A 12,956-nucleotide genomic window follows, 5' to 3' on the forward strand; every position below is an offset into this window, starting at 1 on the left:
CTCAACTCCGTTGGTGTCGAGGGTGGGTCGTCGTGGCCGGCTGGTCGAGGTCGAGAGCGGCCAGCAGCAGCCGCTCGTCCGCCTCGTCGAGGGCTCGGCGGGCCACGTACCGGCGGGCGCTCTCCCGGTCCTCCTCGGGCACCGTGGCGGCCGTCATGGTGGCGCCGAATTCCTCTGCCCGGTCGGCCGGATCCCGGTAGCGCTGGACGGTCACGCTGCCACCCCGACCCTGCGCATCCGGTGCACCGTGCGCTCGTTGAGTCCGGTTCGGACCGCGATCTCCCGCGGCCCGAACCCAACCCGGGCTAGGTGCTCGACCGTGCGCCGTTGCTCGTCCTCGAACAGCTCCTCGACGTCGATGCCGCCGTAGCAGTCCTCGGCGATGTCGCGCAGGGTGCGGGTGGCACCGGTCGGCTTCACGCGGTGGCCGTGCTCGTCCCAGGTCAGGTAGCCGAGCACGTCGCGCAGTCGGGCGTTCGGGTCGACTAGGCCGGCCAGGACCACGATCAGCGCGTCCCGCTCGGCGTCGTCGAGTTGGACCAGGGCGTGCCGGATCTCGTCCGGGCCGCCGTCGCCGTGGACGACGCACGCGAGGCCGGCCGCGAGCGGCAGCAGTCGCTGGGCGAGGTCGCCGCGCTCCTCGGGGGTCACGCCGTTACCCCCTGCCGGGGGATGAGCGGCCAGTGGCCGTCCACGACTGCGGCGGGGTCGGTGCGGCGCTTGTGCGCCTGTCGGGCCGCCGCACGCTCCGCCGCCCACTTGACCTGGGCCTCGTGGACCTCGGCCAACGTCATGGCCTGCAGCTGCGGAAAGTGGCCGACGATCCGGTACGCCACCGCAGCCGCGGCCGCCGCGTCGGCGTCAGCCCGGTGCGGGCCGCCGTGCTCGACCTCGTAGTGTCGGCACAGGTCCTCCAGCCGCCGACGGCCCTCCCGGAACGGGTCGAGCCGCCAGTCGAGCAGCAGCGGGTCCAGAACCCGCATTACCTCCGGCGCCCTGTATGAGGTCCGGTGGAGCTCGCAGGCGAGCATCGTTAGGTCGAACGGCGCGTTCGCCACGACCACGGGCGCCCGGTCATCGGCAGCCACCGACATCAGGCCCGCGACAGCGTGCGCGACCAGCCCGGTCGGCCGCCCGTACCGGTGTGCGTGCCGCGTCGTGATCCCGTGGATCTTCGTGGCCTCGACCGGGATCTCCTGCCGGCCAGCGTCAGCCAGCCAGGTGCGGGTCTCGAACGGCACCCCACGCTCACACCACGCAGTCGCAGCCGAGACGATCCGGTCGGCCTTCGGATCCAGGCCAGTGGTCTCCAGGTCCACCGCCAGCCACTCATCCGTCCACCAGCTCACTCGGCACCCCCGAGCTGCAACTCGATGCCCAGGGCGTCCAGCATCAGGGTCAGATCGTCAGGGTCTTGGGCCCACGCCTCCAGGTACTGCCGGGCGGCCGCCAGCGTCTCGTCGGACAGCGGGAGCGCCGTTAGCACCGTCCTCATGCCGCCGCCTTGGCGGTGCCGGCGTTGATGGTGGCGATCGTCCGCTCGTCGTACAACGCGTTGTCGAGCTGGGCGAGTGCGCCGTCGCGGTCCTTGCGGAGCTGGTCGATCTCGCGCTGCTGCTGGCCGACGCGGCGGACCAGCTGGGCGTGGCCGTCGCGGAGCGCGAGGCGCATCTGGTCGAGGGCCTCTTCGGCCTGGTCGGCGCGGCGCGTCTCACCTCGCAGGCGCGCGGCCAGCTGCACGTTCTGCTGGTGGGATTCGGCGAGTTCGGCCTGCAGGTGGCGGACTCGGGGGTCGTCGGTGACGGTACGGCGGAACAGCATCAGGACTCCCGGTTGGTGCGCTGGCGGGGGAAGCGGGCGAGGTAACGGTGTTCGGCCTGCTCGGCGGTGGGCGGCTCGTAGACGTGCCAGCCGGGCCCGGGCATCCACCCGCGGACGTGGTCACGGCGCGGCAGGCCGCAGGTGGCGTAGTCGGTGTTGTCGGGGATGGTCACTCGGCACCGTCCGTGCCCTCGACGCGCAGCTGGGCGACCGCTGCCGCGTAGTCCAACGTCGCCTGCTCCGACCAGTCCGCGGGGACACCGTGGTCATCCATCCAGCGGGCCATCAGGTCGTCCTCGCCGGGCATCGGGTGGCGCACCGGCAGCTTCGGCACCGGGGTGCTCACCGGGCACCACCGATCCCGCGCGACTTCGCGTAGAGGACCCAGCCCCTGGCGTCGTGCTTCCGGTCGAACGTCCTCGAGTGCCGCTTGCCGTCCGTGTCGCACCAACGGGCCCGCCACTTACCGGACGGCAACTTCGACACCGAACCCGTCACCGCCTTGGGCTCGTACCGCGCACGCAGACGTTCGACCTCGTCCTCCGAATCCGACAAGGCGCCGTCCAACGCGTCGATCTCGTCCAGCAGCTTCACGACGACAGCGGCGTCCTCGTCCGTCCGGGCGCTGTACCGGTCACGGAGCTCGTCGAGGTACTCCTCGCTCTGGATCTCGTTCACCGGGCACCGCCCGTCCGCGCCTCGAACTCGGCGACCAGCAGCTCCGTCTGCGGCGACCACGCCGGCAGCTCCGGCAGCGGGCCGAACAGGTGGTCGAGGATCAGGTAGTTCAGCTCGTCGTAATCGCTGCCCAGGTCCGGGCAGCGCGGCAGCGACGGCGAGGCCAGCCGGGACAGTGCCGCGTCCAGCGGGGCGTTGACGATGCTCTCCCGGACCGCAGTGGCGGTCTCCGGGAACGTGTAGGGGATGATGGGGGACAAGACGTCCACCTCTCTGTGCAGTAGGGGTGGGGTCCAGGGCTCTCACTGGCGGCATCCGGGTGCGACCGGGTGTCTGCCGGGCGGGGGCCCGACCCATGTCAGGGGTGGCTCAGGCGGCGAGCGGCTGCGGCCGGCGCTTCGTGCGGCGCAACTCCGGGGCCTGGCGGGTGGGGTCCAGTTCAGGGTTCGACCTGGAGTCGAGGGCTTCGTGGGCGGCGAGCCACTCGTCGAGGGCGACGATGCGGTACATCCGTCGGCCGCCGAGACGGAAGGACGGCGGGCCCATCCGCCGGTCGTTCAGGCAGTACAGAGCCTTCGGAGTACGGCCGATGTAAGCAGCGGCCTGGTCGTGCTGGAGCAGGGGCGACGATGCCTCAATGGCACCCATCACTTACCTCCATTGCTCAGGTTGGTAGGTCGGCGATGTCCGAGACAGCCGCGTTGAGCTTGTCGGCTATGCGCCTCACCACCTCGGGCTGGGCGCCTCGCAGGTCTCGCTCAAGGCGGGACAAGTGCGAGGCAGAGATGTCGACTTGGGCTGCAAAGTTGCGTAGGCCATGGCCCGCTAGTTCGCGCCTTCGCCGGATTTCTGCGCCTCGCATTCTCACGACTGAAGACTATGCGCAGCGGTGAGCAATGGCAAGCCCGAATGGGCATTGATGAGCAATGTGTGCCGCGACCTGCGGAAATGGCGGGAACCTGACGCGCATCGGTGGGCAGCGATCTGCGATGCTGTTGCCTAACGTTGTCCATCAAGAGGAACCCGGGGGCCGTGATGAGTGCAGCCAAGCAGGCTGACCTCGACTGGGCCGCGATCGGCCACATGATCCGGCGCGAGCGGATCAAGAGCGGCATGAACCAGTCGGAGCTTGGCGCTGCGGCCGGCCTTGATCGGAAGTCGATCAGCAACTACGAGAACGGCCGGGCGCCCGCCAGGGCTGACCGGGTTCCCGACGGCTACTACAAGGTCGGGGCGATCCTCGGCTGGACCCCCGACAGGGTCGATAGCTATCTGCGGGGCGAGCGGCCAGTGTCACCCGAGCCGGCTGCCGAGGCCCCGGGGGTCAGTGGCCTGTCTCCCACGGAGCTGTTTCCGGCCGTTGGTCGGTTCGCCCGCGCTGCTGTCCAGGCTGGCGGCGACCCGAGACTTCGCGACCTGCTGGAAGATGCAGCGGACCGACTCTTGCAGTCAATCCCGCGAGGAGCCGCCACTCAGCAGACCTCCTACGGCCTCGCCGCATACCGGCCGCACGGCTGGGCGGAGGGCGACCCGGGCGTCCCAGGCGACGATGCAGCCCGGATCCGCCAGGCCCTCGATGAGTACGAGCGGGGCCGACAACAGCCGTAACTCCCCAGCGCGTCTGCGACACGCGTGACTTTACGTGGCTATTTCCTCACGTTTACTCGCGCGCATATGCCAGAATCGGCTCTCCGGCATGCCTCCCACACGTCAGGACTCAGGGGGAGAGGCATGCCCACAGCCGTCGGCACCGTCGCCGAGGTAGCGCAGCAGTACGACCCGCTTGCCACGTTGGAACAGATGGGCATACCCGTCATCCGCCAGTGGCTTCGGGACACCTGGGGCGCGTGGTCCCCGACCCACCGCGTCGTGATCCTCGCCCAGGGCCTCAGCCCCGTCCAAGAGCGCTGCGTGCTCGCGCACGAGATCGAGCACATCCTCGCCGGTGACATCGGCTGCGGCGGCGTAGCCGGCCTGCGGGCAGAGCGCCTCGCCGACCTCCACGCCAGCCGCAAGCTGATTGGACTGTCCGACTTCTGCGCGGCTGTGCAGTGGGCAACATCTGAGGCCGAGCTCGCCGCCGAGCTCGGCGTGACCGGCTGGATCCTCCGCACCCGTGCGGCCGACCTGGAAGGGGGTGCCCAGTGGCTGGGTACGTCGAAGATCGGTGGCTGAACAAGAGGCCCGACCCGGAGACAGGTAAGCGAAAGCGCACCGACCGCTGGGGCAAGGGAAAGCGGTACCGTGTCGGCGGGATCCCGGGAGTCAGGGATGCATCGTTCGACCGGCTGTCTGACGCGCAGGCCTGGAAGTCCACGGCGGAGACCGACTCCCGACGGCTTACATGGCTGGACCCGCGCGAAGGCGAGATGACGCTCAAGGAGTACGTCGAGGAACACTGGTGGCCCGGTCGGAACGACCCGGTCAACACCAGCATCCCCATGAAGTCGAAGATCTGGAACCACATCCTCGGGCCCATCGGCGCACTGCAACTACGACAGATCGATGAAGGCATACTCCGCATCTGGCTCAAGGAACTGAGGACGAAGGGAACTCTCAGCGAGAGCACCCTTGAGGTGATTTGGGTCCACCTCTCCTCCATCCTTGGCTCCACGGTGGGAAAGCGGTTGGCATCGAACCCCTGCCAACTCGCGCTCCACCTGCGGCCGTCGGGCGGTGGAGACACCAAGGCTCGAGCCTGGACTGTCGATGAGGTCTTCGGCATCAAGGACGGCATGCGACCGCGCTACCAGATCTCGCCGGACCTCGGCGTCCGGGCCGGCATGCGGCAGGCGGAGATGTTCGGATTCAGCCCCGACGACATCGACGAGCGGGCGATGATGATCCACCTTCGCCGCCAACTGCTGTGGGAGAACGGTACACGCCCCTACTTCAAGCTTCCCAAGGGGAAGAAGGAGCGAGACATTCCGTTGTCGCCCGGGCTTTTGCAGGCCATTCGTGAGCACGAGGAGCTGTTCCCGCCAGTGACCGTGACTCTGCCGTGGTATGGGCCCGGAAACGGCAAGCGGAAGGAAGCGACAGTTCGGCTCCTGGTGACGACCCAGTGGGGCAACCGCCTCCACTCGTCTATCTACAACCAGAAGATCCTTAAGCCAGCACTTGCGACCGCTGGGCTGATCCTCCCCAAGGGCGAGGACGGCTGGGAGCCGTCACGCGAGGAGATGTTCCATCGGTTCCGCCACACCTACGCCAGCGTTCAACTCCGACGGGAGGATTCGGTCGCCGTCTCGAAGTGGATGGGTCACGCATCGCCGGAGATCACGCTCAGGGTCTACGCTCACTTCATCCCCGAGGACGGTCAACGGGGCCGGAGCGCCGTCGATGACTGGCTCAGCACGGCCAGCCGCTGAAACTCCCCAGACTCTCCCCAGAAGGGACGGCGTGGATCTACTGGTAGCCGCCCCTTCGTCGCAAGAGATGCGCCGGTCGGCCGATCGCGAGATGGGCCGACCGGCAAACCAGCAGCTCAGGCGCTCGCGGTGTAGTCGTAGAAGCCGCGGCCGGACTTGCGGCCCAGCAGGCCCGCGTCGACCATCCGGGAGAGCAGCGGGGGAGCGGCGTACAGCGGCTCCTTGTACTCGTCGTACATCGACTCGGCGATCGAGACGATGGTGTCCAGGCCGATCAGGTCGCACAGCCGCAGCGGGCCCATCGGGTGGGCGCAGCCGGCCTCCATGCCCTTGTCGATGTCGGAGGCGGTGGCCACGCCCGACTCGAACATCCGCACCGCGGACAGCAGGTAGGGCACCAGCAGCGCGTTGACCACGAAGCCGGCCCGGTCCCGGGCGCGGATCGGCTCCTTGCCGAGCTCCTGCGAGGCGAAGGCCTCGACCCGCTCGGTGGTGACCGCCGAGGTGGTCAGGGTCGGGATGACCTCGACCAGCTTCTGCACCGGCGCGGGGTTGAAGAAGTGCAGGCCGATCACCTGCTCGGGGCGGGAGGTGGCGGCGGCCAGCTTCACGATCGGGATCGAGGAGGTGTTGGAGGCGAGGATCGCGTCGCGGCGCTCGACCACCTGGTCCAGGGTCTGGAAGATCTTGACCTTGACGTCCTCGCGCTCGGCGACCGCCTCGACCACCAGGTCGCGGTCGGCGAAGTCGGACAGCTCGACGGTGAAGGTCAGCCGGGCCATCGCCTCGTCCCGCTGCTCGGGGGTCAGCTTGCCGCGCTTGACCGCCGTGTCCAGGGAGTTGGTCAGCCGGGTGCGGCCGAACTCCAGCGCCTCACCGCTGGCCTCCGCCACCAGGACGTCCAGCCCCGCCCGGGCGAAGACCTCCGCGATGCCCGACCCCATCAGGCCGCAGCCGATCACTCCGACGCGCGCGATGTCACTCACTCAGTTGCCCTTCGGTGGTGCTGGGGGTCGCCCAGCGACTGGTGGCCCAGCGAGTTGCTGGTCAGCGGGCCGGAGCACCGGAATGGGTGCACCGGTCACCGCCCCGACGACGTTACTACTCCGTACCGGCCAGTAGGTCACCCCCTCCCCGGGCGGGTGCCACCGCTTCTGATCGCCCGATCGGGTGAGGCCGCGCCCGCCGCCCGTGCGCCCGGGGGCTCGCCCGCCCGGTGGCCGCGAGAATGCCGCAGACGGGGGCCGGGGACGGGAAGGGAGCACGCGGTGTCGACGGGATTGCTCACAGGGCAGGTCGCCCTGATCACCGGCGCAGGCCGGGGCATCGGCCGGGAGATCGCCATCGGCCTGGCCGCCGAGGGCATGGCCGTCGGTCTGGTCGGCCGCACCCACGAGACGCTGACCGACACCCTCAAGGAGTGCGTCCGGCACGGCTCCCGGGGCGTCGCCGTCACCGCCGACGTCACCCGCCCGGGCTCGGTCCGGGAGGCCGTCCGGCTCGTCGAACGCGACCTCGGCCCGGTCGACCTGCTGATCAACAACGCCGGCCTGGTCGACCGCGCCGAGGTGCCGCTCTGGGAGACCGACGCCAACCAGTGGTGGCAGGTGATCGAGACCAACCTGCGCGGCCCCTACAACCTGCTGCGCTGCGTCCTGCCCGGCATGGTGTCCCGGCGGCACGGCCGGGTGGTCAACCTCAACTCCGGCTTCGCGCTGCGCCCGGACGGGAACTACACCGCGTACGCCACCTCCAAGGGCGCGCTGCTGCAGCTCTCCGACAACATGGCGGACTCGCTCGCCCAGCACGGCGTCGTCATCCTCGACATCAGCCCGGGCGCGGTGGCCACCGACATGACCGCCGGGATGCCGATGTTCAAGGACAAGAAGACCTGGGGCTCCATCCCGTACATGGTCGCGGTCACCGCGGACGTGGCCCGCGGCCGCTTCGACGGCCTGCACGGACGGTTCATCCACGCCGAGCGGGACGACCTGGAGGAGCTGGTCAACCGGGCCGAGGAGATCCGTACGGCGGACGCCAGGACGCTGCGGCTCCGCCCGTACAAGGAGGACGACCCGATGGGCTGAACGGGCCCGGTCGGTCTAAGCACACAGCTGACTGGCGGTCACCGGCTTCAGGCCCGCCTTGGCGAGGCCGTCCAGGATGGCCGGCAGCGCGTCCACCGTGCACTGGTGGCCCATGTGCAGGGCGACCACCGAGCCGCCGCGCACCGAGCCCAGCACCCGGCGCTGCAGCTCGGCGGCCGTCGGGTCGGTGTAGTCGCGCGGGTCGACGTCGAAGGAGAGCACGTGCTCGTAGCCGACCGCCCTGGCCTGCTCGCGCACCATCCGGTTGGCGTACTGCGTGGCGGACGGGCGGAACCAGCGGCCGATCGAGCCGGTGAGCCGCTGCAGCCGGTCGGCGCACTGGGCGATCTCGGCGCGCGCCTGGTCGGGGCTCATCGCGGAGATGTTGAGGTGGTTCTGGGTGTGGTTGCCCAGCTCGTGGCCGGCGTCCAGGATCCGGCGGGCCATCTGCGGCTGCTGGTCGAGCCAGCTGCCGACCGCCATCACGGTCAGCTTGGCACCGCGCTGCTCGGCGGCCTCCAGCAGTGCGGTGGCCAGCTTCGGATCACCGCTGCCGTGAACGGTGAGTGCCACGTTCTTGCCGGTGCGCGGCCCGTTCACCACCTCGACCGGGGTGCCGGGGGCGAGCGGCGGCAGCGCGGGCGGCGTCGGCGGCTGGGTGGCGGCCGCGGTGGCCGTTTCGGTCGCGGTGGGCTGCGGCTGCGGATCCGGCGGGGCGCTCGGCGCGGCGGAGGCCGGGCCCTCGCCGCCGTTCCAGGCCGGGTCGGTGGTGTGCTGCGGGTCGACGGTGCCGGGGTGCACGGCGAGCGCTCCGGTGTCGGCCCGACGCGGGGTGCCGCTGGTGCACGACGTCAGGAGCCCGCCGGCGGCGGTCAGGGCGGCCAGCTGGGCGACGGTGCGCAGTACGCTGCGGCGGTCGGCAGTCATCGGCAGCCAGCATAGAGAGGGTGGACCTCCGGGGCGATCCGGGGAGCGTCCGGATACCGCCGTTGACGTGCACACACTCCACCGGCCGGGTATTGCGTAAACCTGAACTCCCGCTGTTTCCCCGGCGTGTCGTCGGATACGATCACGGCGCACCGTACGCCACACAACGGTGGCGGGGCCGGAGGATGGCCAACCGGCCGTACCGGACGGGCCCGCCGACCGCCGCGGCGGTGACCATTTCCGGCAGTGAGCATGGCATTGGGGGCGGAACAGGATGCACGAGGACACCGCGGCGGTCGGCGAGGCCACCGGCACCGACTGGGGCTGGGCCAGAGCGGACGACTGGCAGCCGCCGAGCGAGCTCGACACCGGCGTCCCGCACACCGCCCGGATGTACGACTACTACCTGGGTGGCAAGGACAACTTCGAGGCGGACCGCAAGGCCGCCCAGGCCGCGATAGCCGCCTACCCCGCGCTGCCGCTGCTGGCCCGCACCAACCGCCGGTTCCTCGGCGACGCGGTCGAGTTCGCCGCCGGTCGGGGCATCCGCCAGTTCGTCGACATCGGTACCGGCATCCCGGCCGTCGGCTCCACCAGCGAGGTCGCCCAGCGGGTCGCCCCGGACGCCCGGGTGGTGTACGTCGACAACGACCCGATCGTCGCCACCCACGCCCGCGCCCTGCTGGCCGGCCACCCCGCCGGGCACACCTCGGTCATCGAGGCCGACCTGCGCGACCCGGCCGAGATCCTCGACCACCCGGGCCTGCGCGCCGCCGTCGACCTGTCCGAGCCGGTCGCGCTGATGCTGGTCGCCGTGCTGCACTTCATCCGCGACGAGGACGGCGCCCAGCAGATCGTCCGCACCCTGCGCGACGCGCTCGCCCCCGGCAGCGCGCTGATCCTCTCCCACGGCAGCCCCGACTTCGCCTCCCGGGAGAGCGCCGCCGAAGGCACCCGCATCTACCGCAGCGCCAGCGCCCCCCTGGTGCTGCGCCCGCGCGCCGACGTCGAACCCTTCTTCGGCGACTTCGAGTTCGCCGGCCCCGGCCTGGTCCAGCTCCCGCTCTGGCGCCCCACCTCCGGCCACGTCCCGACCACCGAACTCCCCGAGGGCTGGCAGGACGTCTCCGCCTACGCGGGCGTCGCCTTCAAGAAGTAGCACCCGCGGACCGGTCCCGGCGCCTCCCTCCTGCGCCGGGACCGGGCCCGCACACCGAACTCTAGGGTCGGGCACTGACAGCCCGTCACCCGGCCCCGGGGACGTAGCGGGATAAATTGCTGCGACACCGTGTCCGGGCGGGTGTTAGCTTCCGCAGCATGGAACCCCTGAGCGAGAACGAGATCCGCGCGTCCTTCGTCAACTGCTCCAAGGGCGAGGCCCGTCGGCTCGGCCTTCCCCGGGGCCTGGCCGAACTTCCCTGGCAGAACCTGGACTTCCTCGGCTGGCGGGACCAGGGCGCGCCCGACCGGGCCTACCTGGTGGCGCCGTACGCGGGCGAGCCGGTCGGCGTGACGCTGCGGGTGCCGACGATCCGCCGCAGCCTCACCAAGACGAACGTCTGCTCACTGTGCATCACCGCGCACGCCGGCTCCGGCGTCGCGCTGCTCGCCGCCCGCCGGGCCGGGGCGGCCGGGCGCGAGGGCAACACCGTCGGCACGTACATCTGCGCCGACCTCGCCTGCTCGCTGTACGTGCGCGGGCTGAAGAAGTCCACCTTGATCACCAGGCCGGACGAGTCGGTGCCGCTGGAGCTGCAGATCGACCGGACGGTCGGCAACCTGGACGCGTTCCTCGCCAGGGTGCTCGGCGACACCGCGCTCTGACGGGTTCAGCGCCCGCGCAGGTGGTTGAGGTCGCGCCGTTCGCGCTTGGTCGGGCGCCCCGCGCCCCGGTCCCGCTCGCCGGCCGCCGCGACGACCTCGCGCGGCGGCCGCGGCGGGCTGTTGTCGATCAGGCACTCCGCCGCCACCGTGGCGCCGACCCGCTTGCGGATCAGCTTCCGCACCACGACGACCCGCTCGTAGCCCTCCTCGCGCACCCGCACCTCGTCCCCGGGGCGCAGCGCCTGGGCCGGCTTGACCCGCTCGCCGTTCACCCGCACGTGCCCGGCCCGGCAGGCGGCGGCCGCCAGCGCCCGCGTCTTGGCGAGCCGGACCGACCAGATCCAGCTGTCCACCCGCACGCTTCCCTCGTGTTCAGCCATCCCTGGAGCCTACCCAGCGCGGGCCGAGACCGGCCGGGCCGACCCGGGTGCCGGTCGGTCTAAGCCGCCTGCGGCGCCTCCTGGACCGCCCAGCCGTTGCCGTCCGGGTCGCTGAAGAACACGAAGGAGTTCCACGCCTCCCCGTGCCCGTTCACCCGCACCCCCGCCTCGAAGTGCTGGACCGGGCTGACCTCGACGCCCCGCGCCGCGAGTTCGTCGTGGGCCCGCTCGATGTCCGGCACGACCAGCTGCAGCCCCTTCACCGATCCGGGTGGCGACGCGATCACCCCGGTGCCGACCACGATGGAGCACGCCGAGCCCGGGGGAGTCAGCTGGACGACCCGGACCCCGTCCCGCAGCCGGGTGTCGTGGTCGACCGTGAAGCCGGCCCGCTCCTCGTAGAACAGCTTCGCGCGGTCCACGTCGGACACCGGGACCACCAAGACCTCGAGCTTCCAGTCCATCGCCCTCACCCCTCTCGGCCGGGCTCTTTCAGTATCCGTCGAAACGGTTCCCCGTCGGGGTGTCGGATAGCCTGAGAACACGATGAATCCCGAGATCACGCCCGCCGCGGCGACCCCGTTCAGCACGCCGTGGGGCGTCTTCGACCTCACCCGCTTCCCCGAGGACCCGCGCGAGCGGCTGCGGGCCTGGGACGCCGCCGACGAGTACCTGCTGCGCCACCTCGCGGGCGAGGCGGGCGGCGCCGACGGCGCCACGGACCTCGCCGGCCGCCGGATCGTCGTCCTGGGCGACCGCTGGGGCGCGTTGACCACCGCGCTCGCCGCCCACGAGCCGGTCCAGATCGCCGACTCCCACCTCGGCCGCCGGGCGACCCTGGCCAACCTGGCCCGGGCCGGCGCCACCTCCGACCCGGCCCGGCTGCTCACCACCCGGGACACCCCGCCGGAGCGGATCGACGTCCTGCTGGTGCGCGTCCCCAAGAGCCTGGCCCTGCTGGAGGACCAGCTGCACCGGCTCGCCCCCGCCGTCCACCCGGGCACCGTGGTGATCGGCACCGGCATGGTCACCGAGATCCACACCTCCACCCTCCAGCTCTTCGAGCGGATCCTCGGCCCGACCCGCACCTCGCTCGCCGCCCGCAAGGCCCGGCTGATCTTCTGCACCCCGGACCCGGCGCTGGACCCCGGCCCCAGCCCGTGGCCGCACCGCTACGCACTGCCGCCGGACGTCGGCCCGGTCTCCGGGCGCACGGTGGTCAACCACGCCGGCACCTTCTGCGCCGAGCGCCTCGACATCGGCACCCGCTTCTTCCTCGGTCACCTGCCGACCCCCGCCCCCGGGGCCCGGGTGGTCGACCTGGGTTGCGGCAACGGCGTGGTCGGTACGGCCGCCGCGCTGGCCGGGCCGGGTGCGGAGCTGGTGTTCGTCGACGAGTCCCACCAGGCGGTGGCCTCGGCGGAGGAGACCTTCCGCACCAACCTGGGCCCGGACGCCCGGGCCGAGTTCCTGACCGCCGACGCGCTCGCGGCGGAGGTGATCGCCCCGGGTTCGGTGGACCTCGTCCTGAACAATCCGCCGTTCCACTCGCATCAGGCCACCACGGACGCCACCGCCTGGCGGATGTTCACCGGCTCCCGGCGGGCGCTGAAGCCGGGTGGGGAGCTGTGGGTGGTCGGAAACCGCCATCTCGGTTACCACGTCAAGCTGCGCCGTCTCTTCGGCAACTGCCAGCTGGTGGCGGGGAACCCCAAGTTCGTGGTGCTGCGCGCCGTCAAGCGGTAGTCCGGCGCCCGCCCGGTCCGCCGGGCGGGCGAGGGGCGGTTTTCGGGCGTTCTCCGCGGTCCCGGCAGGAGCTTCTTGCATGGATGTTCCGTGCTGCGTATATTCATGCCACAACCAAGGAG

22 protein-coding genes are annotated in these 12,956 nt (G+C 71.1%); 7 read left to right on the plus strand and 15 right to left on the minus strand.

Annotated elements, in window-relative coordinates; genetic code table 11:
* Position 1: 1 nt before the first annotated feature.
* The 11 genes from ACIO5E_RS12690 to ACIO5E_RS12740 all read right to left on the minus strand — a co-directional run bounded on the left by ACIO5E_RS12690 (position 2) and on the right by ACIO5E_RS12740 (position 3,361).
* Positions 2–214 (minus strand): hypothetical protein, encoded by a 213-nt coding sequence (locus tag ACIO5E_RS12690; RefSeq protein ID WP_400666596.1) that lies wholly within the window; start codon positions 212–214, stop codon positions 2–4.
* A complete protein-coding gene (locus ACIO5E_RS12695; RefSeq protein ID WP_400666598.1) occupies positions 211–651 on the minus strand; it encodes a hypothetical protein in 441 nt (146 codons plus the stop codon). The genes ACIO5E_RS12690 and ACIO5E_RS12695 overlap by 4 nt, the downstream gene beginning before the upstream one ends.
* Positions 648–1,349 (minus strand): exonuclease domain-containing protein, encoded by a 702-nt coding sequence (locus ACIO5E_RS12700; protein WP_400666600.1) that lies wholly within the window; start codon positions 1,347–1,349, stop codon positions 648–650. The genes ACIO5E_RS12695 and ACIO5E_RS12700 overlap by 4 nt, the downstream gene beginning before the upstream one ends.
* Positions 1,346–1,495: a hypothetical protein gene (locus ACIO5E_RS12705; protein WP_400666603.1), complete on the minus strand. Its 150-nt coding sequence runs from the start codon at positions 1,493–1,495 to the stop codon at positions 1,346–1,348. The genes ACIO5E_RS12700 and ACIO5E_RS12705 overlap by 4 nt, the downstream gene beginning before the upstream one ends.
* Positions 1,492–1,821 carry a hypothetical protein gene (locus ACIO5E_RS12710; protein WP_400666605.1) on the minus strand — a complete coding sequence of 110 codons (330 nt, stop codon included), beginning with the start codon at positions 1,819–1,821 and terminating at the stop codon, positions 1,492–1,494. The genes ACIO5E_RS12705 and ACIO5E_RS12710 overlap by 4 nt, the downstream gene beginning before the upstream one ends.
* On the minus strand, positions 1,821–1,994 hold the full coding sequence (locus ACIO5E_RS12715; protein ID WP_400666607.1) for a hypothetical protein: 174 nt from the start codon (positions 1,992–1,994) through the stop codon (positions 1,821–1,823). The genes ACIO5E_RS12710 and ACIO5E_RS12715 overlap by 1 nt, the downstream gene beginning before the upstream one ends.
* On the minus strand, positions 1,991–2,167 hold the full coding sequence (locus tag ACIO5E_RS12720; protein WP_400666609.1) for a hypothetical protein: 177 nt from the start codon (positions 2,165–2,167) through the stop codon (positions 1,991–1,993). The genes ACIO5E_RS12715 and ACIO5E_RS12720 overlap by 4 nt, the downstream gene beginning before the upstream one ends.
* Positions 2,164–2,499 carry a hypothetical protein gene (locus ACIO5E_RS12725; RefSeq protein WP_400666611.1) on the minus strand — a complete coding sequence of 112 codons (336 nt, stop codon included), beginning with the start codon at positions 2,497–2,499 and terminating at the stop codon, positions 2,164–2,166. Before ACIO5E_RS12725 ends, ACIO5E_RS12720 begins: the two co-directional genes overlap by 4 nt.
* Positions 2,496–2,759, minus strand: a complete 264-nt coding sequence (locus ACIO5E_RS12730) for a hypothetical protein (RefSeq protein ID WP_400666613.1) — start codon at positions 2,757–2,759, stop codon at positions 2,496–2,498. Before ACIO5E_RS12730 ends, ACIO5E_RS12725 begins: the two co-directional genes overlap by 4 nt.
* Positions 2,760–2,868: 109 nt before the next feature.
* Complete coding sequence (locus tag ACIO5E_RS12735) at positions 2,869–3,147, minus strand: DNA-binding protein (protein WP_400666615.1); 279 nt, start codon at positions 3,145–3,147, stop codon at positions 2,869–2,871.
* 16 nt (positions 3,148–3,163) lie between these two features.
* Positions 3,164–3,361, minus strand: a complete 198-nt coding sequence (locus ACIO5E_RS12740; protein WP_400666617.1) for a helix-turn-helix domain-containing protein — start codon at positions 3,359–3,361, stop codon at positions 3,164–3,166.
* Positions 3,362–3,534: 173 nt separating this feature from the next.
* On the opposite strand from ACIO5E_RS12740, the gene ACIO5E_RS12745 reads away from it, so the two are divergent.
* The 3 genes from ACIO5E_RS12745 (at position 3,535) to ACIO5E_RS12755 (ending at position 5,870) form a co-directional block, all read left to right on the plus strand.
* On the plus strand, positions 3,535–4,107 hold the full coding sequence (locus ACIO5E_RS12745) for a helix-turn-helix domain-containing protein (RefSeq protein WP_400666619.1): 573 nt from the start codon (positions 3,535–3,537) through the stop codon (positions 4,105–4,107).
* A gap of 123 nt (positions 4,108–4,230) precedes the next feature.
* Positions 4,231–4,674: an ImmA/IrrE family metallo-endopeptidase gene (locus tag ACIO5E_RS12750; RefSeq protein ID WP_400666622.1), complete on the plus strand. Its 444-nt coding sequence runs from the start codon at positions 4,231–4,233 to the stop codon at positions 4,672–4,674.
* Positions 4,644–5,870 (plus strand): tyrosine-type recombinase/integrase, encoded by a 1,227-nt coding sequence (locus ACIO5E_RS12755; protein ID WP_400666624.1) that lies wholly within the window; start codon positions 4,644–4,646, stop codon positions 5,868–5,870. Before ACIO5E_RS12750 ends, ACIO5E_RS12755 begins: the two co-directional genes overlap by 31 nt.
* Before the next feature lie 116 nt (positions 5,871–5,986).
* On the opposite strand, the gene ACIO5E_RS12760 is transcribed toward ACIO5E_RS12755, so the two are convergent.
* A complete protein-coding gene (locus ACIO5E_RS12760; protein ID WP_280681667.1) occupies positions 5,987–6,856 on the minus strand; it encodes a 3-hydroxybutyryl-CoA dehydrogenase in 870 nt (289 codons plus the stop codon).
* A gap of 282 nt (positions 6,857–7,138) precedes the next feature.
* On the opposite strand from ACIO5E_RS12760, the gene ACIO5E_RS12765 reads away from it, so the two are divergent.
* The gene (locus ACIO5E_RS12765; protein WP_400666627.1) at positions 7,139–7,957 is read left to right on the plus strand and encodes an SDR family NAD(P)-dependent oxidoreductase; all 819 of its coding nucleotides are present in this window, start codon (positions 7,139–7,141) and stop codon (positions 7,955–7,957) included.
* Positions 7,958–7,972: 15 nt separating this feature from the next.
* Here the strand turns inward: ACIO5E_RS12765 and ACIO5E_RS12770 are convergent, their stop codons facing one another.
* Positions 7,973–8,884, minus strand: a complete 912-nt coding sequence (locus ACIO5E_RS12770; protein ID WP_400666629.1) for a polysaccharide deacetylase family protein — start codon at positions 8,882–8,884, stop codon at positions 7,973–7,975.
* Positions 8,885–9,158: 274 nt separating this feature from the next.
* On the opposite strand from ACIO5E_RS12770, the gene ACIO5E_RS12775 reads away from it, so the two are divergent.
* Together ACIO5E_RS12775 and ACIO5E_RS12780 are read left to right on the plus strand one after the other, a co-directional pair.
* On the plus strand, positions 9,159–10,043 hold the full coding sequence (locus ACIO5E_RS12775) for an SAM-dependent methyltransferase (protein WP_400666631.1): 885 nt from the start codon (positions 9,159–9,161) through the stop codon (positions 10,041–10,043).
* A 158-nt stretch (positions 10,044–10,201) separates the two neighbouring features.
* Entirely contained in the window at positions 10,202–10,708 is a 507-nt protein-coding gene (locus tag ACIO5E_RS12780) for an FBP domain-containing protein (protein ID WP_400666634.1), read from the plus strand.
* A 5-nt stretch (positions 10,709–10,713) separates the two neighbouring features.
* On the opposite strand, the gene ACIO5E_RS12785 is transcribed toward ACIO5E_RS12780, so the two are convergent.
* Together ACIO5E_RS12785 and ACIO5E_RS12790 are read right to left on the minus strand one after the other, a co-directional pair.
* Complete coding sequence (locus ACIO5E_RS12785) at positions 10,714–11,088, minus strand: RNA-binding S4 domain-containing protein (RefSeq protein WP_400666636.1); 375 nt, start codon at positions 11,086–11,088, stop codon at positions 10,714–10,716.
* A gap of 59 nt (positions 11,089–11,147) precedes the next feature.
* Positions 11,148–11,552, minus strand: a complete 405-nt coding sequence (locus ACIO5E_RS12790; RefSeq protein WP_400666638.1) for a VOC family protein — start codon at positions 11,550–11,552, stop codon at positions 11,148–11,150.
* An 82-nt stretch (positions 11,553–11,634) separates the two neighbouring features.
* Between ACIO5E_RS12790 and ACIO5E_RS12795 the strand changes: the two genes are divergently transcribed.
* Positions 11,635–12,834: a methyltransferase gene (locus ACIO5E_RS12795; protein WP_400666640.1), complete on the plus strand. Its 1,200-nt coding sequence runs from the start codon at positions 11,635–11,637 to the stop codon at positions 12,832–12,834.
* The last annotated feature ends 122 nt before the right edge of the window (positions 12,835–12,956 follow it).

Origin of the sequence: Kitasatospora sp. NPDC087314, from assembly GCF_044744365.1 — a bacterium.
Taxonomy (GTDB): domain Bacteria; phylum Actinomycetota; class Actinomycetes; order Streptomycetales; family Streptomycetaceae; genus Kitasatospora.